A 22,410-nucleotide genomic window follows, 5' to 3' on the forward strand; every position below is an offset into this window, starting at 1 on the left:
CTGGCCATCTTCCTGATCCTGCTCGTCGGTATCGCCATCGACCTGCTGATCTTCAGCCCGCTGGAGCGCTGGGTGCTGCGCAGCCGCGGCCTGCTCGCGAGGAGTTGAGTCCCATGCGCCACCAGCCGGTCCTCCTCGTCATCGCGCACGGCAGCCGCGACCCGCGGCACGCCGCGACCGTGCACGCCCTCGTACGACGGGTGCGCTCGGCGCGGCCCGGACTGCGCGTGGAGACCGGCTTCCTGGACTTCAACATCCCCACCGTGCAGGGCGTGCTGGAATCCCTCGCGGCGGAGGGCGTGCGCGATGTCGTGGCGCTGCCGCTGCTGCTGACCCGCGCCTTCCACGCGAAGGCGGACATCCCCGCGGTGCTGCGGGACGCGCCCCGGCGGCTGCGGATCCGGCAGACGGAGGTGCTCGGCCCCTCCCCGCTGCTGCTCGGTGCGCTGGAGCGGCGGCTGTACGAGGCGGGTCTCACGCCCGCCGACAAGTCCTCGACCGGGGTCGTGCTGGCCTCGGCGGGGTCCACCGACCCGGAGGCGAGCGCGGTGATCGCAGACATCGCGCGGGAGTGGCGGCGCACCGGTTGGTGTGCCGTGCGGCCCGCGTTCGCCTCCGCATCCCTGCCCCGCACGGAGGACGCGGTACGGGAACTGCGGGCCCTCGGCTGCGAACGGGTGGCCGTCGCGCCGTACGTCCTCGCCCCCGGCTTCCTGCCGGACCGGATCGCGCGGGGCGCCGCCGGGGCGGACGTCCTGGCCGATGTCCTCGGCCCGGCACCGGAGGTCGCGCGGCTGCTGCTGGACCGCTATGACGCGGCCCGGGTACCGGTGCTGGCGGCCGTGGGCGCCTGACGGCGTCTCCCGGGAGCGGGCTGCCTACCCTCCGGTCATCTCCACCAGCTTGACCACGGTGTTCCAGTTCCGGGTGGTCGCGGTCAGGCCCTTGTTCAGGCGTGGCCTGGCCAACTGCTCGGCGAGCTTGGAGCGGCCGAGGCCGTTCGGGGCGTACAGGTACAGGCAGCGTTCGCCGAGCCGGAACTCCTCCGGCAGGAAGGCGGCCGGGGCGGTCTCGGCGAAGCGCTCGGCGGTGACCGGCTCGGAGAAGTACGTGACGTGCAGCTGCTTGCCCTCCAGCTCGGCGGCCGGGAAGGGACAGCCCTCGACGACCGCCGCCAGATAGGCGTGGTCGCGGACGATGACGTCCACGGCGAACCCGAACCGCTTCTCGACCGCCCGCGTGATCTCCGCGGCCCAGGTCTCCTCGTCGCCGCGCGCGGCGGAGAAGACGGCCTGGCCGCTCTGGAGGTAGGTGCGCACGTCGTCCAGGCCGAGCCCGGCCATCAGGACGCGCAGCTCCGCCATCGGGACCTTCTTGGCGCCGCCCACGTTGATCCCCCGCAGCAGCGCCGCATACCTCGTCGTCATCCGCACACCATAAGGCTGCGCGGGGGTGGGCAGTCGGCACATAGATGTAAGGGGCTTCCTCCTCCCCAGTGGGGAGAAGGCGGGGTCCAGGGGGATGATTCCCGCCGCGTTCAGCTCACCGATCAGCACGACGAGATGCCTTTATCCGCCGCATACCTTCAAAGCGGAAGGTGGCGGCAGGGGGCTGCCACCGCATACAAGGGGGCAAGCCCATCATGGGGAACGGAGACATACGGGTGCGGGGTCTGGCCGCCCGGGCAGGCGGCTGGAGCGTCCGGCACCGATGGGCTGCCGTCGGCATCTGGGTGCTGTTCGTCGTCCTGGCGATGGGGCTCGGTTCGGCGGCCGGCCGGGTGGACGTGGACGAGAGCCAGGCGCTCAAGGGCGAGACGAAGACCGCCGCGCAGATCATCGACGATTCCGGGATCGACGAGCCGGCCGGCGAGACCGTCCTGGTTCAGGCGAAGGACGCCGGCCTGAAGGCCACCGACACCGAGTTCCGCGCCGCGGTCACCGCGGTGATGGACGCGGTCGAGGCGACCGGCAAGGTCACCGGCGTCACCTCGCCGTACGACGCGGACACCCTCTCCGAGGACGGCCGCAGCGCGCTGGTGCAGTTCGACATGCGCGGTGACGCGGAGACCGCGAGCGAGCGGGTCGAGCCGGTGCTGAAGGCGGTGGCCGAGGTCCAGAAGGACCATCCGGCGCTGACGATCGAGGAGATCGGCGCCGCCAGCATGATGAAGACGTTCGACGACGCGTTCGGGGACGACTTCAAGAAGGCCGAGTACTCGGCCGTGCCCGTGGCCCTCGGCATTCTGCTGATCGCCTTCGGCGCGCTCGTCGCGGCGCTGCTGCCGGTGCTCCTGGCGATCACCGCGATCATGGCGACGATGGGTCTGATGGGCATCGTCAGCCATGTCATGCCGATGGGCGATGTCGCCAACTCGGTGATGCTGCTGGTCGGTCTGGCCGTCGGCGTCGACTACTGCCTGTTCTACCTGCGCCGCGAGCGTGAGGAGCGGGCCGCCGGCAAGGACCCGCAGACGGCGCTGCGGATCGCCGCCGCCACCAGTGGCCGGGCGATCGTGGTCTCCGGTGTCACGGTGTGCGTGGCGATGGCGGGCATGCTGTTCACCGGTATCGCCGACTTCGAGGCGATGGGTCTTGCCTCGCTGATCGTCGTGGCGGTCGCCATGGTCGGTTCGGTGACCGTGCTTCCCGCGGTGCTGTCCCTGCTGGGCCACCGGGTGGAGAAGGGCCGCATACCCTACCTGCACCCGGAGAGCAAGCTGCGCCGCAAGCGCGGCAACGTCAACCGGGACAGCCGCCTGTGGACGGCCATCCTCGGTGCCGTGCTGAAGCGGCCGCTGATCTCGGCGGTCGTCGCGACCGGCGCGCTGCTCGCGGTCGCCGCTCCCGCGGTCGGCATGAAGACCCAGAACCTCACGCTGGACCAGGAGTTCGGCGACTCGCTGCCCATCGTGCAGACGTACAACCGGGTCAACGACGCCTTCCCCGGCGGCTCCGAGCCGGCCGAGGTGGTCGTCAAGGCGGACGACATCAACGCCCCCGAGGTGCAGAGCGCGCTCGCCGACTTCAAGCGGGAGGCCGTGGACTCGGGCGCCTCGCGCGGCCCGGTCGAGATCAAGCTGCACGACGAGCAGAACCTCGCCTTCGTCTACGTCCCGCTGGTCGGCGGCTCCGACCTCGACAAGGCGGGCGAGAGCCTGGAGAAACTGCGCGACGAGGTCCGTCCGGCCACGCTCGGCAAGGTCGACGGCCTGGAGGCGCCGATCACCGGACAGGTGGCGGGCAGCCACGACTTCAACAACCAGCTGGCCGGAGCGGTCGTCCCGGTCTTCGCGTTCGTGGTGGTCTTCGCCTTCCTGCTGATGCTGCTGTCCTTCCGCTCGCTGACGATCGCGATCACCTCGATCGCGCTCAACCTGCTGTCGGTGGGCGCGGCCTACGGCATCCTGGTCGGCGTCTTCCAGCACGGCTGGGGGGCGTCCCTGGTGGGCGCGGAGGGGGTCGGCGCCATCATCAGCTGGCTGCCGCTGTTCCTCTTCGTGATCCTGTTCGGCCTGTCGATGGACTACCACGTGTTCGTGGTCTCCCGGATCCGCGAGGCGCGGCTGAAGGGCCGTACGACGAACGAGGCGATCAAGCACGGGGTGGTCACCACGGCGGGTGTCGTCACCAGCGCCGCGGTCATCATGGTCGCCGTGTTCGGGATCTTCGGCACGCTGTCCATGCAGTCCATGAAGCAGATGGGCGTGGGCCTCGCGGCCGCGGTGCTCATCGACGCGACGATCATCCGGGGTGTGCTGCTCCCGGCGGTCATGGCACTGCTGGGCGAGCGCAACTGGTACCTGCCGAAGTGGCTGGAGCGCCTGCCCGACCTGACGCACGACGAGGCGCCGGAGGCGGTCGCCCAGCCGGCGCGGGACGACGAGGGGGAGCGCGTCCCGGTCTGATCCGGACCGCATGACACGAGGGCCCGTCGGTCACGGGGGAACCGACGGGCCCTCGGCTGTGCTCACCGGCCGGGGAGTTCGGCCTCGATGAGGTCGGCCGCCCGCCGGGTGCCGCCCTCCTCGGCCGTCCGCGCCGCGATGTCCTTCAGCCGCCCGGCCACCTCCGGGTCGTCGACGAGGGCGAGCGCGGTCTCCCGCAGCGCCTCGGCGGTCGCCTCCTCGGTGGACAGCTGCCGGGCCACACCGAGCGCCTGGAGCATCTCCGCGTTGCCGAACTGATCCACGGCCTGCGGTACGGCGATCATCGGGGTGGCCGTGGCCATCCCCTCCTGGCTGCCGCCCGCGCCGGCGTGGGTGACGAACAGGTCGGCCTGCTTGAGCACGGCCAACTGCGGCACCCAGGACCGCACTTCGACGTCGGCCGGTACGTCTCCCAGCTCGGCGGGGTCGACATGCCGGCCGATCTGGAGCACCAGGTGCCAGCCGGGCAGTTCCCCGAAGGCCTTGACGCACTCCCGGTAGAAGCCGGGCTGCTTGGTGAAGGACGAGCCGAGCGAGACGAGGACGACCTTCTCGGCCCCGGCGGGCCGCTGCCACTCCCCCTCGGCTCCCCGGTCGCCCTGGCAGGCGCCCACGAAGGAGTACACCGACTCGTCGACCCGGTCGGCGTTCGGCTGCAGCGCCTTCGGGATCAGCACGAGGGAGCGGTCGGGGCGGCCCGCGAACCGGTCCGGGTGCAGGGTGATGCCGTTCTCCTCCAGCCAGGACCGGAAGCGGGCGTAGTAGGCCCGGCCGCGCTCGGTGCTCTTCGGCTCCGCCCACATCGGCTCGGCGACCTCCTCCTCGTAGCCCTCCCAGGCGACGAGGTTCGGTGAGAGCGAGATGGCGGGGACGCCCCAGCGGTGGGCGAGGACGCGGGCGGGGTAGGCGGTGATGTCGTGCAGGACGAGGTCCGGCTCGTCGCCCCGGTAGGCCTCGACGAGCTGGGGCAGCGCCTGGATCGCGTCGGCCAGGAACGGCTCGACGTTGTCCAGCAGGGTGCTTCCCCAGGCCGCCGGGTCGGCGTCCGGGCCGGGCAGGGTGGAGTGCCACAGCTTCGGCTCGGCGCCGGTCTCGGCGACCTTCCCGGCGAACGCGGGCGGGATCGCGTAGGTGACCCGGTGTCCGCGCGCGACGAGCTCACGGATCACTTCGAGGCTCGGGTTCACGTGGCCGTGGGCGGCGATGGAGAACATGGCGATGTGCGCGGGTGAGGTCATGTCCCGGAGACTAAGCGAGACGATACGTCTCGTGCAACTTATATAGAGTGCGGGGCGGCGCCGGCACCTCTGGTTGTCGGGCTGTCACCTCTGGTAGCGGGCGAGGACCAGGTTTCCGTCCTTCTCCAGGCGCTCGCGCAGGTCGTCGAGTCCGATCGCTCCGCTGTAGTACTCCTGGAGGGCGGGGGTGGCGACCTTGTCCTTCCACTCCGGGTAGCCGCGGACCGACTGGGCGGGCGCCGAGCGCAGGTGCTCGGCGAGGGCGGTGCCGGTCGCCCAGTCGTGCTCGGCGGTGCGCAGCGCCGGGTCCTTCAGCGCCTCGGTGCCGGTGGGCAGCATCCAGTCGCCGAGGGCGAGCCGGACCATGTTCCGCGGCTGGAGCAGGAAGTCGATGAACTCGGCCGCCTCCTCCTGGTGCGGGCTGTCCGCGGCGATGGAGAGCGTCTGCGGGCTGACGCCCTGGGTGAGTCCGTCCGCGCCCGCGGGGGCGGGCAGCACCTGCCAGTCGAAGCCCTCCGGGGCCTGCTGCACGATCTGCTGGCGGTAGGAGAAGCCGAGCGGGACCATCGCGTACCGGCCGCCGAAGAAGCCGGGCAGGGTGTCCGAACCGCCGCTGCCCAGGGTCGAACCGGAGGCGCTGCCGTCGGAGTTGACCTGGTCGTGGATCGTCCTCGGGACCACCTCGTCGGCGGTCCCGAAGCGGATCTCGACCTTGCCGTCAAAGTCCCGGTGGAAGAGCTGCCCGCCCGCCGACAGGGAGAGGTTGAGGGTGGCGGAGACGGGTTCCTTCAGCGGCCAGGCCACGCCGTAGGTGCCGTCGCCGCTCAGCTCCTCGGTGATCTGCCGGAACTCCGGCCAGGTCCAGGGCCGTTCGGGGGTGGGGATGCGGACACCGGACTTCTTCAGCCAGGTGGCGTTGGCGATGAGCACGCGCGGCTCCTGGAGGAACGGCACGCCGTAGATGCCGTCCCCGAAGGTCACCGTCTGCCAACTGCGCTCGGGGATGTCCGCCTTGAGACGGCCGGAGAGCAGGCCGGTCAGATCGGCGAGCTGGCCGCCGTAGGCGAAGTCGGCGAGGTCGTCGGAGGCGTCGTGCACGATGTCGGGTGCCTCGCCGCCCTCGAAGGAGGTGAGCAGCTGGTCGTGGACGCTGTCCCAACTGCCCTGCACGTACTCGACCTGGACGTCCGGATGGCGCGCGTTCCACTCCTCGACGAGTTCCTTGTTGACGGCGACGGACTCCTCCTGCCAGGCCAGGGACTGGAAGCGGAGGGTGATCCGTCCGTCGTCGGGCTCACCGTCGCCGGAGCAGCCCGCGAGGAGGAGCAGGAGGACGAGGATCCAGCGTGCGCGCATCAGTTCTTCACCGCCCCGGCGAGCATGCCGCCCGTGATCCGGCGCTGGACGATCGCGAAGACCACCAGGGAGGGCAGGGTCGCGAGGAACGCGGCCGCGGCCAGCGGGCCGAGGTCGGCGACGCCCTCAGCGCCGATGAAATGGGTAAGGGTCACCGGCAGGGTCTGCTTCTCCGGGGTCTTCAGCAGGACCAGCGCGAAGAAGAACTCGTTCCACGCGGTGACGAAGGCGAACAGCCCCGTGGCCACGATGCCCGGGGCGAGCAGCGGTGCGGTCACCGAGACCAGGGTGCGCAGCTTGCCGGCCCCGTCGACGGCGGCCGCCTCCTCCAGTTCGGTGGGCACGGCCCGGACGTAACCGACCAGCATCCACAGCGCGAACGGCAGCGCCCACACCACGTACACCAGGATCAGCCCGGCCAGGGAGTCGATCAGCCGCAGGTTCTTCAGCACCAGGAACAGCGGGATGATCACCAGGACCAGCGGGAACGCCTGGCTGACGACGACCCAGCCGGTCGCGGCGCGCGCGAGCCGGGTGCGGTGCCGGGCCATGACGTACGCCATCGGAGTCGCGATCACTACGGCGATCAGGGCGGCCGAGACCGCGGCGATCAGGGAATTGCCCGCGGCCCGCAGCAGCGGCTGTTCGTCGAAGGCCTGGCGGAAGTTGTCCAGCGTGGGGTTCTCGGGGATCCAGGTGGGGTGGAGGCTGCCGAGTTCGCGGGGCGGCTTGAAGGCGGTGGAGATCAGCCAGAGGAAGGGGAAGGCGAGGAAGACCAGATAGCCGAGCAGGGCGGCGTACTGGCCGGCGCGGGCCGCGGGGCGCGTCCTCATGACTCGTCCCCTCCCCTGAGCCGGCCCACGAGGAACAGGGCGAGCAGGACCGAGACCAGGGCCACCATCACACATCCCATCGCCGCGGCGTAGCCGAACTGCCCGTAGCGGAAGGCCTCTTCGTAGGCGAAGAGCATCGGCAGCCGGGTGCGGCCGCCGGGGCCGCCGCTGGTCAGGACGTAGACCAGGGCGAAGGAGTTGAAGTTCCAGATCAGGTTGAGGGCCGTGATGGCGAGGGCGACCGGCCGCAGCGCGGGCCAGGTGACGGTCCGGAAGCGCCGCCAGGCCCCGGCGCCGTCCACGGCGGCGGCCTCGTGCAGTTCGCGCGGGGTGTTCTGCAGGCCGGCGAGCAGGGCGACGGTGGTGGTGGGCATGCCCGCCCAGACACCGACCACGATGACGGCGGGCAGGGCCGTGGCCAGGCCGCTGAGCCAGTCGCGTCCGTCACCGAGGTGCAGGTCGCGCAGGGTTTCGTTGAGGATGCCCGCGTCCGCGTTGTAGACCAGCCGCCACATCACCCCGACCACGACCTCCGGCATGGCCCACGGGACGATCGCCAGGGCCCGGGCCAGCCAGCGCAGTCTGAGGTCCTGGCTGAGCAGCAGGGCGAGACCGAGCGCCAGCAGGAACTGCGGCACGGTGACCCCGACGGCCCACACCAGACCGATCCGGAACGACTCCCAGAACAGGGTGTCCTGCCACAGGTCCCGGAAGTTGAGGCCGCCGATCCACTGGGTGGGCTCGGTGCGCCCGGACTGCGAGTCGGTGAAGGCCAGCAGGATCCCGTACAGCAGCGGTCCGACGCTGAGCAGCAGGATGGGGATCAGCGCGGGCAGCACCAGGAACCAGGCCCCGCGGTCCAGCGGCGCCTTCCGCGCGGACCGCCTCGTCGCGGTCACCAAGGTCACGTGAGCGGCTCCTCGTGGGGCTCGTGACGATCTCGGACTGGGCCTGGTCATGGTCGTGACCGGGGCGGGCGTCGTCAAGACACCGCGCACACGTTCCGACCTGTGCGAATGCGAGACTGGCCAACGGATGACCACTCACCGAGGGCGACATGGAGGCGGACGATGGACGAGATGCGGGCCCGGGAGGTCCTGGCCGCGGCGGGCGTGCTGCCCGGTCCGGCGCGGGACGCGGCTCTCCTCGCCCTGGGCGAGAACGCCGTGTTCGCCGCCGGTGACCTGGTCGTCAAGGTGGGCCGCGACGCCTCACTCCTGGAGCGGGCCCGGCGCGAACTGGACATCGCGGGGTGGCTGGCCGAGGCGGGCGTCCCGGCGGTCCGGGCGGCCGGGCCCGAGCCGCTGCTGGTCGAGGGACACCCGGTGACGGTGTGGCACCGGCTGCCCGATCCAGTACGCCCCGCGGAGCCGCACGATTTGGCCGAACTCCTACGGGTCGTCCACGCCCTGCCCGCGCCCTCCTTCGCCCTTCCGCCACGCGACCTGCTGGGCGGCGTGGAACGCTGGCTGCGGCTCGCGGGCGACGCGGTCGACCCGGCGGACGCGGCGTATCTGCGGGCGCGGCGGGACGGTTTCGCCGCGGCGGCGGCCCGGCTGACGCCGCGTCTGCCGGTGGGCCCGATCCACGGCGACGCGCTGCCGCGCAATGTCCACGTGGGCGCCGATGGGCCGGTGCTGGTCGACCTGGAGACCTTCTCCGCCGACCTCCGCGAGCACGATCTGGTCGTGATGGCGCTGTCCCGTGACCGGTACGGGCTGCCCGCGGCGGCCTATGAGTCGTTCGTCGCCGGGTACGGCTGGGATGTGCGGGAGTGGGAGGGGTGCTCGGTGCTGCGGGGGGCCCGGGAGACGGCCAGTTGTGCCTGGGTGGCTCAGCATGCGCCGGGCAATCCGAAGGCGCTGGAGGAGTTCCGGCGCCGAGTGGCTTCGCTGCGGGACGGGGATCCGACGGTGCGGTGGTATCCGTTCTGAGCGCCTTTTGATGGGGCCGTATGTCGTCGGGCGGCTGCGGGCATCCTGCGGCTGAGCGCGCAGTTCCCCGCGCCCCTAGGGGGCTTGGATCGAGCCGGCCGCTTCGCGCAGTTCCTTCAGTACGGTGCGGACCGCCTTTCTCGCCGTCCGCTCCGGGCGGTAGAGGGCGTCGATGGTGCGCCTCGCCCGGACTCCGCTGAGGGGTCTCAGCGTCAGTGCCGGGTGGGGGCGCATCGTCCAGCGGGGCATCAGCGCGATGCCTCCTCCGGCGGCCACCGCCTCGGCCACCACCGCGAACTCGTTGATGCGGTGGGCAATGCGGAGCCGCCGGCCGGCCGCCGCCGCGATGGCGTCGATGGTGGCCATCACCGGGAAGCCGTCGTGCACCGTGATCCAGGGCTCGTCGGCCACATCGCGCGGGGTGACGCGGCGCTTCGCGGCCAGCGGATGCTCCTTGGGCATGGCCACGTCCAGCGGCTCGCGCAGCAGCGTGGTCACCGTGACCGTGTCCGGCCAGGGCGGGGCGTGCTCCAGCCGGTGGGCGAGGACGATGTCGTACTCCCGGGTCAGCCGGGGGAAGTCCTCCTGCGGTACGTCCTCGTCGGCCAGCCTCACCTCCGGCTTGCCGGGACCGGCGAGGGCGCGCAGCAGGAGCGGGAAGAACGCGCCGCCCGCGCTGTGGAACGCCGCCACCGACACCTCCCCGTCCGGCCGCCCCACGAACTCCTCGACACTGCCCCGAGCCCGCGCCAGCGCCGTCTCCACCTCCACGGCCGCGCCGGCCAGCGCCTGCCCGGCGTCGGTCAGCACCAGCCGTCTGCCCTGCCGCTCGGTGAGCGGGACCGGGATCGCCCGCTGGAGCAGCCTGAGCTGCTGGGAGATCGCCGAGGGTGTCACCAGCAGCGCCTCGGCGACCGCCGTGACACTGCCCAGTTCGCCCAGCTCCCGCAGGATCCGCAGCTGTCGTTCGTCCACGCCCTCAGTGTAGGGACCCGATGTAGCGGCGCTAAAAGATCCTTTTAGAAACTGGCCCTGGGCTACAGAGACGATCCGGGGCACCGTAGGGGCGTGTCCGACGTCCGACGTACCGATGCGGTACTCCTCCTTGTCGCGATCGTCTGGGGATCCAGTTATCTCTCCGCCCAGACGGCCACCGCCGCCCTGCCCGTCCTGCTGGTGCTGTTCGCCCGCTACGCCCTCTCCGCGCTCGCCTGTCTCGGCGTCGTCCTCTCCCGGCGCGGCGCCCGCCGGTGGACCCGGGACGAGCTCCGCGCCGGGGTGCCGCTCGGTCTGACGCAGGCCGCGGTGCTCATCGTGGAGACGTACGGCGTCGCTCACACCACCGCCGCCAACGCCGGGCTCATCATCAGCCTGACCATCGTGCTCACCCCCCTCCTCGACCGCGCCGGGCGCTCCGGCGGCATGCCGGCCGCCTTCTACGCCGCGACCGGCGTGTGTGTCCTCGCCGTCGCCCTGCTGATGTCCGGCAACGGCTTCCACGCGCCCCGCCTCGGCGACCTGCTGATGCTGGGCGCCGCGCTGATCCGGGCCGGCCATGTCGTCCTGGTCGGACGGCTGACCGTCGGGCGGGCGATCCGTCCGCTGCAGCTGACGACGGTGCAGACCCTGGTCGGCACGGTGCTGTTCCTGCCGGCCCTCGCCGGCTCGGGGCTGCCGACGCTGGCCCGCGCCGACGCGGCGACCTGGACCCAGCTGGTCTATCTGGCCCTGTTCTGCAGTGTGTTCGCCTTCCTGGCGCAGACCTGGGCCGTGCAGCGGACGTCCGCGAGCCGGGCCAGCCTGCTCCTGGGCACCGAGCCGCTGTGGGCGGTGGCGGTGGGCATCGCCCTGGGCGGCGAGCACCTGACCGCGCTGACCGGTCTGGGCGCCGCCCTGATGCTCACCGGCACCTACTGGGGCCAGGCCGTGGAACGCACCCACCGCACCCCTCCTGCCCCGCCCGATCTGCCCGCCCCTCGCACCGAACAGGACCCCGCATGTCCGAGCACGCCACTTACCAGCGCCTGATCTCCCTGCTGGACGGCGCCGGCGTCGGTTATGAGCTCCTCGACCACGCACCCGAGGGCGCCACCGAGGCCGTCTGCGCGCTGCGCGGCCACCCCGCGTCCCAGGCGGCGAAGTGCATCGTGCTGCGCGTCAAGACCGACCGCCGGACCACCCGGCACGTCCTCGCTGTGGTCCCCGGCGACCGCCGCGTCGACCTGGACGCCGTCCGCTCGCTGTACGCGGCGCGCTACGCCGGCTTCAGCGACCCGGAGACGGCCGAGCGGCTGGCCCGCTCGGTGCCGGGCACGGTCCTGCCGTTCAGCTTCGATCCCGAGCTCGACCTCGTCGCCGATCCGGAGGTGGTGCGCAGCCGAAGCTGTACTTCAACGCGGCCCGGCTGGACCGGTCGATGCGGATCTCGGGCGCCGACTACGCACGGCTGGCCGAGCCGCGGATCGAGCGGATCGCGGGGCCCGCCCCCGAGTGACCGGAGGGCTCACACGGTCTCGTCCGCCGGCACCCGCAGCGGCCAGGTGCCGTCCACCACTGCCTGCTCGTCGCCCTTGCGGCGCAGGAAGTCCTGGAAGTCCGCCGCCCACTCGGCGTACCACGCGATCTGGCGGCGGTGGAGCTCCGCCGGACCGAGGGACGCGATCTTGGGGTGGCGGTCGGCTATCGCGCAGGCGAGCCGGGCCGCGGCCAGGGCGTCCGCCGAGGCGTCGTGGGCGGCGTCCAGCCGGACGCCGTACTCCGCGCAGACCGCCTCCAGATTGCGCTTGCCGCGGCGATAGCGGTCGACCCAGCGGTCGATCGTGTACGGGTCGACGACGGGCGCGGGGGCCGTCCCGCCGAGGCGCTCCCGCAGCGACGGCAGGCCGTAGCGCCGCAGTTCGGCGGAGAGCAGGCTCAGGTCGAACGCGGCGTTGTAGGCGACGACCGGCACGCCTGTCTTCCAGTAACCCGTCAGGACATCGGCAATGGCGTCCGCCACCCGGTCCGCGGGCCGGCCCTCGCCGGCCGCGCGTTCGTTGCTGATGCCGTGCACCGCCACCGCGTCCGCCGGGATCACCACGCCCGGGTCGGCCAGCCACTCCCGGCGCCCGAGCTGCTGCCCGCCCCTGACCTCGATCACGGCCCCGGTGACGATACGCGCCTGGCCCGGATCCGTCCCGGTCGTCTCCAGGTCGAATCCGATCAGCAGCTCACGGTGCCAGCCCATGGGCGGTCCCCCTCCTTGGTGGTGCTCTCCCCCAGTGGTCTCCACCCTCCCACGGGCCACTGACAATCAGAGGAGCGCGTTCCGCTTACCCCTTCGGGCACTTCGGGCAGACCGCCCGAAACGCCCGCATGGATTCAGGACACCGGCCTCGAATCCGCCCACGCCACCTCGAACTCCTCGCGGTATGTCGGAAAGAGCCCACTGTCATGCCGGTCGCCCGACTTGACCACCCGGCTCCCGCCGCGCAGCACCAGCACCGGCGCCTCCATGCCCCGGGTGCGGCGCAGATAGGACTGCAGGACCGCGATGCCGTCCGAGCCGTCGCCGTCGACCAGGTAGGCGGTGAAGCGCGGCGTCTCGTCGTAGACCTGGATCTCGAAGGCCCCGGGGTCGCGCAGCCGGGCGCGGACCCGGCGCATGTGCAGGATGTTCATCTCCACCGAGCGGCTCAATTCGCCGCGCTTGATGCCCAGTTCCCGCTCGCGCCGCTTGACCGCGCTGGACGCCGGGTTCAGGAACAGCAGCCGCACCCGGCAGCCCGACTCGGCCAGGCGCACCAGACGGCGGCCGGAGAAGTTCTGCACCAGCAGGTTCAGGCCGATGCCGATGGCGTCGAGCCGGCGGGCCTCGCCGAAGATGTCCTCGGCCGGGAACTGCCGCAGCAGCCGCACCCGGTCGGAGTGCACGGCCACCACATCGCCGTACCGGTCGCCGACCAGGTCCTCGACCGCGTCCACCGGCAGTCGGCGCGCGGACGGTACGTCGCCACCCGCGCCGAGCACCTCCAGCAGCCGCGCCGAGGCCCGTTCGGCCTGGCCGAGCACCGCCTCGGACAGCGCCCGGTTGCGGGAGACGACGTTCCGGGTCACCTCCAGCTCGTCCAGGGCGAGTTCGACGTCCCGGCGCTCGTCGACATAGGGCGCGAAGCACGGCCAGTGCTGCACCATCAGCTCGCGCAGCTGCGGCAGCGTCAGGAAGCTGAGGACGTTGTCGTCGGCGGGGTCGAGCAAGTAGCCCTTGCGGCGGCTGACTTCGCGGACGGCGACCGCGCGCTGCACCCACTCCTGCCCGGCGGGGCCGGCCGCGGCCACCACCCAGTCGTCGCCGTGGACGGGCTCGTAGACGGGACGCAGAACAGCGGCCACCACCGCGCGCAGCCGCTGTTCGACGAGGTTCAGCCAGATGTAGGCCCGGCCGGCCCGCTGCGCGCGGGTCCGCACTTCCTGCCAGGCGTCGGCGTCCCAGTCCAGTTCCGGTCCGATGGCGCCGGCGTCCATGGGGCGCGCCAGGGACACCGTGCCGGGCGGGACGTCTGTGGAGTTCCCCTCGTGACCCTCGTCACCAGGGGGCAGCTCCCGCCCTCCCGAGCCCACCCGCGCACCGCCTTCCGCTCCCCCGAGCACTCCCCGTGTCAACGATCAAGGAAGGGTACTCCGGGACCGGTGGGCGGTGCAGCCCGATGGACAGGGTCGTTTCCCAACTGGCTCAGTCGAGACGCCCGTTCGCGCCGGCCAGCTCGGCCGGAGTGAGCGGATTCATAGCGGTGACGTCACGCGGCGCGAGCGAGAAGCCCTGCCAGTGGACCGGCATGGGCTGCTGGTCCTCGTCCCGGGCTATGTGGTGGAAGCCGACGTTCACCCACATGATGGGGTTGGTCAGGGTCTGGCCGTCGACCCACTTGTCGACCGACTTGGGGTGCCCGGTGGGGCAGTTGCCCTTGTTGTTGCTGGCGTACTGCTCGCACTTGTTGTACTGCGTGAAGTACACGTCGTGCTTGGTGAACCCGCGGCCGCTGTACTTGGCGTTGGGGCCGGCGACGAGCTCGTAGGAGCGCGGGTGGCCGTCCTTGTTCTTGCCGGTCGCGCTGACCACGCGCCACCAGCGCATGTTCTTGGCGTCGCCCGCGGTCTCCTTGGTGATCTTGGTGCGGGTGGTCTTGTTGGTGGGCGCGCGGTCGCCGGGTGCCTGCGCGGTGACCTTCGAGTCGTACTGCTCGACACGGCCCTTGGAGGAGCCGTCCAGCCCGAAGTTGAGCCGCCAGAAGACGTTGTGGCTGTGGCTGAGGGGCCTGGCCTTCGGGCCCTTGCCTATCGGCCAGCCCTGGCCGTCGCCGGCGTCGTAGTCCTGCGGTGCGAGGCTGCCGGTGGCGCCGACGTTCAGGTGGATGGTGCCGTCGTCCGAGAAGCGCCACTCGGTGATGTACTCGTACCAGCTGACCTTGTTGACGGCGTAGACGAGCAGGTCCTTGCCCTGCTTCTGGTAGAGCTTCTGGCCGCCGCTGACCGGCTGGTTCAGCATCCGGTACGCGTGCCCCCGCGCGCGTGTCGTGGTGCACAGGCCCTTGACGTTGCGGGTCTCGGTCGACTCGGGCGCCCGGACCTTGACGGTGCGGATGGTGCCGCCCGGGCACTCGCCCGCGGCCAGGTTCTCCAGACCGTCCCCGAAGTAGTAGCTCGTGATGTCGTCGTACTCCTCCGAGCCGTCGTCGTAGGGCACGTGGATCTGGGCGAGCTTGGAGCTGTTGAGGACCTTGATCGGCTTGCTCTCGCCGGGCGGCTGGTAGGTGATGTCCTCCAGGATCATTCCGGCCATGGCCTCGTGGCGCCAGCACATGCGCCAGGTCGTGCCGTTGGAGAGCTTCTGCTCGATGCGGTAGGCCGCGCTGCAGTCGGGGGCGGCGGCGGGCGCCGCCACGGGCTGGGCGGTGGCCGGTCCGGCGCCCGTGGCCGCGCCCGCCGTCAGCCCGGCCACGGCGAAGGCGGCCAGGGCCGTCCGCGTGCGGGCACGGCTCACTCTGTTGACGCGCATGAGGAATGGACTCCCTTGCATAAGGAGCGAAGGCGGAAATGGAGTGAAGACGGAGAAGGAGTGAAGGCGAGAAGGAGTGAAGGCGGAGAAGGAGTGAAGGCGGAGAAGTGAAGTGATCAGCGGTCGAGTTCGGCGACCGTGCGGGCGCTCAGGTCGATCACCAGGTGCCGCATGTCGATCCACGGCCCGTTGAGGGCCTTGGGGAACAGCCGGGCACAGCGGTGTTCGCCGCACCGGTCCAGTGCGGCGGGCTGGGCGCCCGGAGCGGCCCGGAAGACCATGCTGTCGACCTCCAGCTGGTCCGGGGAGGTCAGTTCCTTGCCGGTGGCGTCCTTGTAGTCCGCCTTCAGACCCGCGCTCAGCGGGCTGGCCAGCAGGATCTTCATGGCCTCGGTGTTCTCGGAGCGGCCCAGCGGCGGCTGGACGCCTTGCTCGGTGCCGGTGTGCTCGACCTTGCCGGTGTCGAGGTTGACCGTCTTGATGACCAGCGTGTCGTCCTTGTAGTCGTAGAACGTCACGTCGGCGCGCCGCGGCGCGGCCGGGTCGTCGAGTTCGTCGGTCTCCGGCTCGGCGAGGTCGATGCCGAGGGTCTGCGGGCCGCGGTCGCCGTCGACGTCCTCGCTGGACCGCTGCAGCTGGCGGTTCAGGGCGATCCGCTCGACCCTGGCCAGCTCGTCCTCGGTGAGCGGGTCGCGGCCGGTCCCCCGCTCGCCCTCGGCGGGCGCCTCCTGGACGACGCCGGGCTCGACGGCCTGGTCCTGGCCCGCTCCCTGCGCCTGTCCCGGGGCGCTCTGCCCGGTCCCCGTGTTCCGGTCGCCGGTGTCGTCGGCTCCGGCCGTGCCCGGCAGGGTGACCGCGACCATGGCCGCGGTTCCGGCCAGCGCTATCGCCGCGCCGGCCACCACCTTGCCCAGATGGCGGTGCACTGTCTTGCGCACGTTTTTCCCCCTACTCCCCCTGGGTCCCCGGGAGTATGTGATGTGCCCCACTGGTTCGGCATACCTGGGTATGCCTGGTCGATCGATAAGAGGGACATAAGTCGGGGGTGGTTCCCTCACTTTCGGGGAGACTCGAAGCCAAGGCGCCCCGACGGGGGCACTCCACCTGAAAGAGTCGTGTGCATGCAGGTCTGGCCTGGAGAGGCATATCCACTCGGTGCCACGTATGACGGCGCCGGCACCAACTTCGCGGTCTTCACGGAGGCCGCGGACAGAGTAGAGCTGTGTCTGCTGCATGACGACGGCTCGGAGACGGCGGTGGAACTGCGCGAGAGCGACGCGTTCGTCCGGCACGCGTACGTGCCGGGCATCATGCCGGGACAGCGGTACGGATTCCGGGTGCACGGGCCGTACGCCCCCGAGCACGGCATGCGCTGCAACTCGGCGAAGCTGCTCCTCGATCCGTACGCCAAGGCGGTGAGCGGCTCGATCAGCTGGGGCGAGGAGGTGTACGGCTACCACTTCGGCGCGCCCGACAAGCGCAACGACCTGGACTCGGCGCCGCACACCATGTCGTCGGTCGTGGTCAACCCCTACTTCGACTGGGGCGACGACCGGCGCCCGCGCACCGAGTACCACCACACCGTGATCTACGAGGCCCATGTCAAGGGCCTCACCATGCGGCACCCGGGGCTCCCGGAGGAGCTGCGCGGCACCTACGCGGGCCTGGCGCACCCCGCACTGATCGAACACCTCACCGAACTGGGCGTCACCGCGCTGGAACTGATGCCCGTACACCAGTTCGTGAACGACCACCGGCTGGTCGACATGGGGCTGAACAACTACTGGGGCTACAACACCATCGGCTTCTTCGCCCCGCACAACGCCTACGCGTCCTGGGGCGACCGCGGCCAGCAGGTGCTGGAGTTCAAGTCGGCGGTGAAGGCGCTGCACGAGGCCGGCATCGAGGTCATCCTGGATGTCGTCTACAACCACACCGCCGAGGGCAACCATCTGGGCCCGACCCTGTCCTTCCGGGGCCTGGACAACCTCTCCTACTACCGGCTCACCGACGACCCCCGCTACTACATGGACACCACGGGCACCGGGAACTCCCTGCTCATGCGGTCCCCGCACGTCCTCCAGATGATCATGGACTCGCTGCGGTACTGGGTCACCGAGATGCACGTCGACGGCTTCCGCTTCGACCTCGCGGCCACCCTGGCCCGGCAGTTCCACGAGGTGGACCGGCTGTCGTCGTTCTTCGACCTGGTGCAGCAGGACCCGGTGGTCTCCCAGGTGAAGCTGATCGCGGAGCCGTGGGACGTCGGCGAGGGCGGCTACCAGGTGGGCAACTTCCCGCCGCTGTGGACCGAGTGGAACGGCAAGTACCGCGACACCGTACGGGACCTGTGGCGGGGCGAGCCGCGCACGCTCGCGGAGTTCGCCTCCCGGCTGACCGGCTCCTCCGACCTGTACCAGCACGACGGGCGGCGGCCGCTGGCCTCCATCAACTTCGTCACCTGCCACGACGGCTTCACCCTGCACGACCTCGTCGCGTACAACGACAAGCACAACGAGGCCAACGGGGAGGACAACCGCGACGGGGAGAGCCACAACCGGTCGTGGAACTGCGGAGCGGAGGGAGAGACCGACGATCCGGCCGTGCTGGAGCTGCGGGCCCGCCAGATCCGCAACTTCCTCGCCACCCTGATGCTCTCCCAGGGCGTGCCGATGATCAGCCACGGTGACGAGTTCGCGCGCACCCAGCACGGCAACAACAACGCCTACTGCCAGGACAGCGAGCTGGCCTGGCTACGCTGGCCGGACCCCGACGACGAGGACGGCAACCGGCTGCTGGAGTTCACCCGCGCGATGGTGTGGCTGCGCCGGGACCATCCGGTCCTGCGCCGGCGCCGCTTCTTCCACGGGCGTCAGGTGGAGGGCACGCACGACGACCTGTCGGACATCGCCTGGTTCACCCCGCAGGGCAAGGAGATGACCCAGCGGGACTGGAACTCGGCGCAGGCGTCGGCGCTGACGGTGTTCCTCAACGGCAACGCGATCTCCGAGCCGGGCCCGCGCGGGGAGCGCATCAGCGACGACTCCTTCCTGCTGATGTTCAACGCGTCGCCGAAGACCCTCGACTTCGTCGTACCGGTCGACCACGGCCGGCAGTGGCAGGTGGTCGTGGACACCGCGCGCGTGGACGGCGTTCCGCCCGGCACCGGGCCCAAGGTGCAGGACGGGGACCGGCTGACCCTGGTGGACCGCAGCCTGGTGGTGCTCCAGCGGCCGGTCTAGGAGCGGGGGTGCGGACGCCCGGCCACGCGCGCGTGGCCGGGCGCGTCATGTGAGGGGTACGACCCCGCCCGCGCGGTCAGCGCGAGGACGCAGGCGAGGGCGGCGGCCAGGCTCGCCGCCCCGAAGGCCGCGGCGGGGCCGTACGTCTCGGCGAGGCGGCCGGTCACGGCGACCGCCAGGGCCTGGCCGCCCACCAGGGCGCTGGTCGCGACGGCCATCGCCTCGGCCAGCCGGACCGGCGGCACCACCCGCTCGGTGAGCCCGAACACCGTGATCAGATGCGGCGCGTAGGCCACCCCGAGGACGGTGACCACGGCGTACAGACCGGCCAAGCCGTTCGTCCACAGCAGGGGCAGCGACAGCGCGAACGCCGCCGCGGTCGCCGCCCGCCACCGCGCCGGGAGCCCCACGCGCGCGGGTACGGCGGCCATGGCGAGCCCCGCGACGGCGCTCATGACCCCCATGGCCGCGTACACGAGTCCGGCCTGCTCCGGCCGCCCGAGCCGCTCGGTGAGCGCGGTGATGCCCGCCTGGCAGGCGCCGAACATAGCTCCCTGGAGGGCGAGCGCGGCGCGCAGCGAGTGGACGGCGCGGGGCATGCGCCCGAGCCGCTCGGTGCGGCGCGCGGCGGCCGGACCGGTCACCGTGGCCGTCGGGTGGAGGGCGAAGGCGCCGCCGCACAGGGCCACCAGGAACGCCGCGCCGAGCAGGGCGTGGGCGGGGTGGGCCAGGACCGCGGCGAGGCCCACCAGGGCGGGGCCCAGCACGAAGGAGACCTCGTCCAGGGTGCTCTCGAAGGAGAGCGCGGCGCCGACCACCGGCTCGGGTGCCCGGTGCCGCCGGGCGAGGGCGACCAGGCGGGCGCGGGCCAGGGGGCCGACCAGCGGCACGCTCGCGCCCGCGCACGCGCCGAGGAGCGCGAGCCAGGGCGTGGCGAGCCCGGCGAGCGCCCCGGCCACCAGCGCGGTGATCGCGAGGGCGTTGGCGAGCGAGAAGGCGAGCACGACCGTGCGCTGCCCGTGCCGGTCCGCGAGCCGGCCCACGAGCGGTCCGCAGACCACCTGCCCGACGGCCAGCGCCCCACCGGTCAGACCGGCGGCGGCGAGGGAGCCACTCGTGCGGGCGACGAGGAGAACACTGCCGAACTGGATGGTGGCCGTGGGCAGTCTGCCGAGGAACGACACCCCCGGCAGCAGCGGCCCGGTCAGGCCGATCACCTCACGGTATGTGTCCAGCGCCCGGCCCCGCCCCACGGATCCCATCGCTCGAAACTAGCCACGCGCGCGGGGCCACGTGGAGGGGACGATGACACGAAGGGCGGCTGGGCGGGTACGTACGTTTCCATGACACCTGAGCGACCTGACACGGTGGCGCCCACGGCCACGTACCGGCTGCAAGTGCAGCCCGAGTTCCCCTTCGCCGCCGCGGCCGAGGCGGTGCCGTACCTGGCCTCGCTCGGCGTCTCGCATCTGCATCTGTCCCCGGTGCTGGAGGCGGTGCCCGGCTCGGCGCACGGGTACGACGTCGTCGATCACGGGCGCGTGCGGGAGGAACTGGGCGGCGAGGACGGGCTGCGCGCGCTGGCCCGTACCGCCCGGGAGCACGGCCTCGGCCTGATCGTGGACATCGTGCCCAACCACATGGCGATGGCGCCGCGCCACAACCGGGCCCTGTGGGAGGTGCTGCGCGAGGGCCCCAAGTCGCCGTACGCGCGCTGGTTCGACATCGACTGGGAGGCACAGGGCGGGCAGGTGCTGCTGCCGGTGCTCGGCGGACCGCTCGGCCAGGAGCTCGGCCGCCTGGAGGCCGACGGCGACGTGCTGCGCTACTACGACCAGGCGTTCCCGCTGCGCCAGGGCACCGAGGACCTGCCGCTGCCCCAGCTCCTGGACGCCCAGTGGTACCGCCTCGGCTGGTGGCGGCTGGCCCGCACCGAGCTGAACTACCGCCGGTTCTTCAGCATCTCGGAGCTGATCGGGGTGCGGGTGGAGGACCCGGAGGTCTTCGAGGCCACGCACGACAAGATCCTCGCGCTGCTCCACGAGGGCGTGATCGACGGGCTGCGCGTCGACCATCCCGACGGGCTCGCCGACCCCGACGGGTATCTGCGGCGGCTGCACGAGGCGACCGGGGGCCGCTGGACGGTCGTGGAGAAGATCCTCTCGGACGGGGAGCACCTGCCCGCCGCCTGGCCCGTCGCCGGGACCACCGGCTACGACGCCCTGCGGCACATCGACGGCCTCTTCACGGACCCGGCGGGGCACGAGGAACTCCTCGGCGAGTACCGGCGGTTCGCGGCCCCGCAGACGGACCGGGGCGGACAGTGGGAGACGACCGTGCGGCGGGCCGCGTACAAGGTCCTCACGCACGAGCTGGCCGCGGAGACCGAGCGCCTGACCCGGGTCGCCGACCGGGTCTGCACCACCTCGGCGGATCCCGCGCTGCGCGACCGCGCGCCCTGGGCGCTGCGCACCGCGCTCCAGGAGCTCCTGGTCCGGCTGGAGGTCTACCGGCCCTACGCCTCCGGCGACCCGGCCGCCGTCGTCACCGAGGAGGCGGCGGCCGAGGCACGGCACGCCTTCGTGGTCCCGGAGGAGGCCGACGCGGTCGACGTCGTACGGGACCTGGTGCTCGGCCGGGACGGGGACGGGCCCGACCGGACGGAGTTCCGTACCCGCTTCGCGCAGACGGCGTCGGCGCTGCGGGCCAAGTCCGTGGAGGACACCGCGTTCTACCGCTATGTGCCGCTGCTGTCGGCGACCGAGGTGGGCGGCAACCCGGGCGGTCCCGCGATGTCCCCGGAGGACTTCCACGCCTACTGCGCGCGCGTGCAGCGCGACTGGCCGACGACGGGCATCGTCGTGTCGACGCACGACACCAAGCGCAGCGCCGACGTCCGGGCCGCGCTCGCGGTGCTCACCGAGTGCCCCCAGCGGTGGGCGGACGTGCTGTCCGAGGTGACCCGCGCCGGTGAGAACGTGCCCGACGCGCAGCTGGCGTGGGCCGCCTGGCAGACGGTGTTCGGGCTCGGCCCCGCGGACCCGGAGCGGGTGCGGGAGGCGCTGCTGAAGCATGTGCGGGAGGCCGGCCTGTACACGAGCTGGACGGAGCAGGAACCGCCGTACGAGGAGGCGGTGGCGGCCTACGTCGAGGCGGGGCCCTGCGGTCCGCCCAGCGCCCACGTGGCCGCCCTGCGCGACCGCCTCGGCCCGCACATCCGGGCGAACCTGCTGGGCACCGCCCTGGTCCACCTGACGATGCCGGGCGTGCCGGACGTGTACCAGGGCACGGAGGGTGAGTACCGGGCCCTGGTCGACCCGGACAACCGGCGGCCGGTGCGCTTCCCGCCCCTGGAGACGGGGGAGAAGAACACGCTGACCGCGGCGGCGCTGCGGCTGCGCGCACGCCGGCCGGCCGCTTTCGGTGCGGCGGCGACGTACACCCCGCTGTCCGCGCAGGGTCCGGCGGCGGCGCACTGTGTGGCGTTCGCGCGCTCGCAGGAGGTGGTCACCGCGGTGACCCGGCTGTCGCTGCGGCTGGCGGAGGCGGGTGGCTGGCGGGAGACGGCGCTGGAGCTGCCGCCGGGGCGGTGGGCCGACGTGGTGACACCGGGACGGGAGTTCACGGGGCACGTGCGCGTGGAGGAGCTTTTCGGGCCGCTTCCGGTGGTGCTGCTGGAGCGGGTCTGAGGGCACGGGGGGCGGGCGCGCGCCACGGTGGCGCGCGCTGCTGGGCGGGCCGTACGACCGGCTCGCCGCCGCGCGCGCTCCCCGCGTCCGCCGCGTGCGGGCGGCGCGTCGTGGTGTGCGGGCGGCGCGTCGTGGTGTGCGGCGCCGCTCCCTCCG

16 protein-coding genes and 3 pseudogenes are annotated in these 22,410 nt (G+C 72.0%); 8 read left to right on the top strand and 11 right to left on the bottom strand.

Features of this window, described 5'->3' with window-relative positions; translation table 11 throughout:
* A pseudogene (locus tag ACFYW5_RS27865) lies at positions 1 to 108 on the top strand (ABC transporter permease); the annotation flags it as partial.
* A gap of 5 nt (positions 109 to 113) precedes the next feature.
* A complete protein-coding gene (locus tag ACFYW5_RS27870; RefSeq protein WP_389419846.1) occupies positions 114 to 854 on the top strand; it encodes a sirohydrochlorin chelatase in 741 nt (246 codons plus the stop codon).
* Between the two features lie 24 nt (positions 855 to 878).
* Here the strand turns inward: ACFYW5_RS27870 and ACFYW5_RS27875 are convergent, their stop codons facing one another.
* Positions 879 to 1,427, bottom strand: coding sequence for a DUF1697 domain-containing protein (locus ACFYW5_RS27875; protein WP_389419847.1), 549 nt, complete (start codon positions 1,425 to 1,427; stop codon positions 879 to 881).
* 215 nt (positions 1,428 to 1,642) lie between these two features.
* Here ACFYW5_RS27875 and ACFYW5_RS27880 point away from each other — a divergent pair, with 215 nt between their 5' ends.
* The gene (locus ACFYW5_RS27880; RefSeq protein ID WP_389419848.1) at positions 1,643 to 3,907 is read left to right on the top strand and encodes an MMPL family transporter; all 2,265 of its coding nucleotides are present in this window, start codon (positions 1,643 to 1,645) and stop codon (positions 3,905 to 3,907) included.
* A 62-nt stretch (positions 3,908 to 3,969) separates the two neighbouring features.
* Here the strand turns inward: ACFYW5_RS27880 and mgt are convergent.
* From mgt to ACFYW5_RS27900, 4 genes and pseudogenes are all read right to left on the bottom strand, one after another.
* Positions 3,970 to 5,233 (bottom strand): annotated as a pseudogene (gene mgt, locus ACFYW5_RS27885) (macrolide-inactivating glycosyltransferase).
* 17 nt (positions 5,234 to 5,250) lie between these two features.
* Entirely contained in the window at positions 5,251 to 6,522 is a 1,272-nt protein-coding gene (locus ACFYW5_RS27890; protein ID WP_389419849.1) for an ABC transporter substrate-binding protein, read from the bottom strand.
* Positions 6,522 to 7,355: a carbohydrate ABC transporter permease gene (locus ACFYW5_RS27895; RefSeq protein ID WP_389419850.1), complete on the bottom strand. Its 834-nt coding sequence runs from the start codon at positions 7,353 to 7,355 to the stop codon at positions 6,522 to 6,524. The genes ACFYW5_RS27890 and ACFYW5_RS27895 overlap by 1 nt, the downstream gene beginning before the upstream one ends.
* Positions 7,352 to 8,263, bottom strand: a complete 912-nt coding sequence (locus tag ACFYW5_RS27900; protein ID WP_250071378.1) for a carbohydrate ABC transporter permease — start codon at positions 8,261 to 8,263, stop codon at positions 7,352 to 7,354. Before ACFYW5_RS27900 ends, ACFYW5_RS27895 begins: the two co-directional genes overlap by 4 nt.
* Before the next feature lie 162 nt (positions 8,264 to 8,425).
* On the opposite strand from ACFYW5_RS27900, the gene ACFYW5_RS27905 reads away from it, so the two are divergent.
* Positions 8,426 to 9,289 (top strand): phosphotransferase enzyme family protein, encoded by an 864-nt coding sequence (locus ACFYW5_RS27905; protein WP_389419851.1) that lies wholly within the window; start codon positions 8,426 to 8,428, stop codon positions 9,287 to 9,289.
* A 75-nt stretch (positions 9,290 to 9,364) separates the two neighbouring features.
* On the opposite strand, the gene ACFYW5_RS27910 is transcribed toward ACFYW5_RS27905, so the two are convergent.
* On the bottom strand, positions 9,365 to 10,264 hold the full coding sequence (locus ACFYW5_RS27910; RefSeq protein ID WP_389419852.1) for a LysR family transcriptional regulator: 900 nt from the start codon (positions 10,262 to 10,264) through the stop codon (positions 9,365 to 9,367).
* 93 nt (positions 10,265 to 10,357) lie between these two features.
* Between ACFYW5_RS27910 and ACFYW5_RS27915 the strand changes: the two genes are divergently transcribed.
* Positions 10,358 to 11,317 carry a DMT family transporter gene (locus tag ACFYW5_RS27915; protein WP_389419853.1) on the top strand — a complete coding sequence of 320 codons (960 nt, stop codon included), beginning with the start codon at positions 10,358 to 10,360 and terminating at the stop codon, positions 11,315 to 11,317.
* Positions 11,287 to 11,783: pseudogene (locus ACFYW5_RS27920) on the top strand (YbaK/EbsC family protein). The gene ACFYW5_RS27915 and the pseudogene ACFYW5_RS27920 overlap by 31 nt, the downstream one beginning before the upstream one ends.
* A 9-nt stretch (positions 11,784 to 11,792) precedes the next feature.
* Here ACFYW5_RS27920 and ACFYW5_RS27925 read toward each other — a convergent pair.
* The 4 genes from ACFYW5_RS27925 to ACFYW5_RS27940 all read right to left on the bottom strand — a co-directional run bounded on the left by ACFYW5_RS27925 (position 11,793) and on the right by ACFYW5_RS27940 (position 16,261).
* Positions 11,793 to 12,515, bottom strand: coding sequence for a 3'-5' exonuclease (locus tag ACFYW5_RS27925; protein ID WP_389419854.1), 723 nt, complete (start codon positions 12,513 to 12,515; stop codon positions 11,793 to 11,795).
* 134 nt (positions 12,516 to 12,649) lie between these two features.
* Positions 12,650 to 13,888 (bottom strand): SAV2148 family HEPN domain-containing protein, encoded by a 1,239-nt coding sequence (locus ACFYW5_RS27930; protein WP_389419855.1) that lies wholly within the window; start codon positions 13,886 to 13,888, stop codon positions 12,650 to 12,652.
* Positions 13,889 to 14,000: 112 nt separating this feature from the next.
* Positions 14,001 to 15,323 carry a copper amine oxidase gene (locus ACFYW5_RS27935; protein ID WP_389419856.1) on the bottom strand — a complete coding sequence of 441 codons (1,323 nt, stop codon included), beginning with the start codon at positions 15,321 to 15,323 and terminating at the stop codon, positions 14,001 to 14,003.
* Between the two features lie 116 nt (positions 15,324 to 15,439).
* On the bottom strand, positions 15,440 to 16,261 hold the full coding sequence (locus ACFYW5_RS27940; protein WP_389419857.1) for a Tat pathway signal sequence domain protein: 822 nt from the start codon (positions 16,259 to 16,261) through the stop codon (positions 15,440 to 15,442).
* A gap of 183 nt (positions 16,262 to 16,444) precedes the next feature.
* Here ACFYW5_RS27940 and glgX point away from each other — a divergent pair, with 183 nt between their 5' ends.
* The gene (glgX, locus tag ACFYW5_RS27945; RefSeq protein WP_389419858.1) at positions 16,445 to 18,565 is read left to right on the top strand and encodes a glycogen debranching protein GlgX; all 2,121 of its coding nucleotides are present in this window, start codon (positions 16,445 to 16,447) and stop codon (positions 18,563 to 18,565) included.
* Here glgX and ACFYW5_RS27950 read toward each other — a convergent pair.
* Positions 18,562 to 19,827 (bottom strand): MFS transporter, encoded by a 1,266-nt coding sequence (locus ACFYW5_RS27950; RefSeq protein ID WP_389419859.1) that lies wholly within the window; start codon positions 19,825 to 19,827, stop codon positions 18,562 to 18,564. The genes glgX and ACFYW5_RS27950 overlap by 4 nt on opposite strands.
* A gap of 81 nt (positions 19,828 to 19,908) precedes the next feature.
* Between ACFYW5_RS27950 and treY the strand changes: the two genes are divergently transcribed.
* Positions 19,909 to 22,254, top strand: a complete 2,346-nt coding sequence (treY, locus tag ACFYW5_RS27955; protein WP_389419860.1) for a malto-oligosyltrehalose synthase — start codon at positions 19,909 to 19,911, stop codon at positions 22,252 to 22,254.
* Positions 22,255 to 22,410 lie beyond the last annotated feature (156 nt).

The organism is Streptomyces sp. NPDC002779 (assembly GCF_042888685.1).
Classification (GTDB): domain Bacteria; phylum Actinomycetota; class Actinomycetes; order Streptomycetales; family Streptomycetaceae; genus Streptomyces.

Excerpts from the sequence above, each read along its gene's own strand:
- ACFYW5_RS27935 (WP_389419856.1), bottom strand. The coding sequence starts at position 15,323 with ATGCGCGTCAACAGAGTGAGCCGTGCCCGCACGCGGACGGCCCTGGCC.
- glgX (WP_389419858.1), top strand. The coding sequence starts at position 16,445 with ATGCAGGTCTGGCCTGGAGAGGCATATCCACTCGGTGCCACGTATGAC.
- ACFYW5_RS27880 (WP_389419848.1), top strand. The coding sequence starts at position 1,643 with ATGGGGAACGGAGACATACGGGTGCGGGGTCTGGCCGCCCGGGCAGGC.
- ACFYW5_RS27950 (WP_389419859.1), bottom strand. The coding sequence starts at position 19,827 with ATGGGATCCGTGGGGCGGGGCCGGGCGCTGGACACATACCGTGAGGTG.
- ACFYW5_RS27890 (WP_389419849.1), bottom strand. The coding sequence starts at position 6,522 with ATGCGCGCACGCTGGATCCTCGTCCTCCTGCTCCTCCTCGCGGGCTGC.
- ACFYW5_RS27925 (WP_389419854.1), bottom strand. The coding sequence starts at position 12,515 with ATGGGCTGGCACCGTGAGCTGCTGATCGGATTCGACCTGGAGACGACC.
- treY (WP_389419860.1), top strand. The coding sequence starts at position 19,909 with ATGACACCTGAGCGACCTGACACGGTGGCGCCCACGGCCACGTACCGG.
- ACFYW5_RS27905 (WP_389419851.1), top strand. The coding sequence starts at position 8,426 with ATGGACGAGATGCGGGCCCGGGAGGTCCTGGCCGCGGCGGGCGTGCTG.
- ACFYW5_RS27870 (WP_389419846.1), top strand. The coding sequence starts at position 114 with ATGCGCCACCAGCCGGTCCTCCTCGTCATCGCGCACGGCAGCCGCGAC.
- ACFYW5_RS27875 (WP_389419847.1), bottom strand. The coding sequence starts at position 1,427 with ATGACGACGAGGTATGCGGCGCTGCTGCGGGGGATCAACGTGGGCGGC.
- ACFYW5_RS27895 (WP_389419850.1), bottom strand. The coding sequence starts at position 7,355 with ATGAGGACGCGCCCCGCGGCCCGCGCCGGCCAGTACGCCGCCCTGCTC.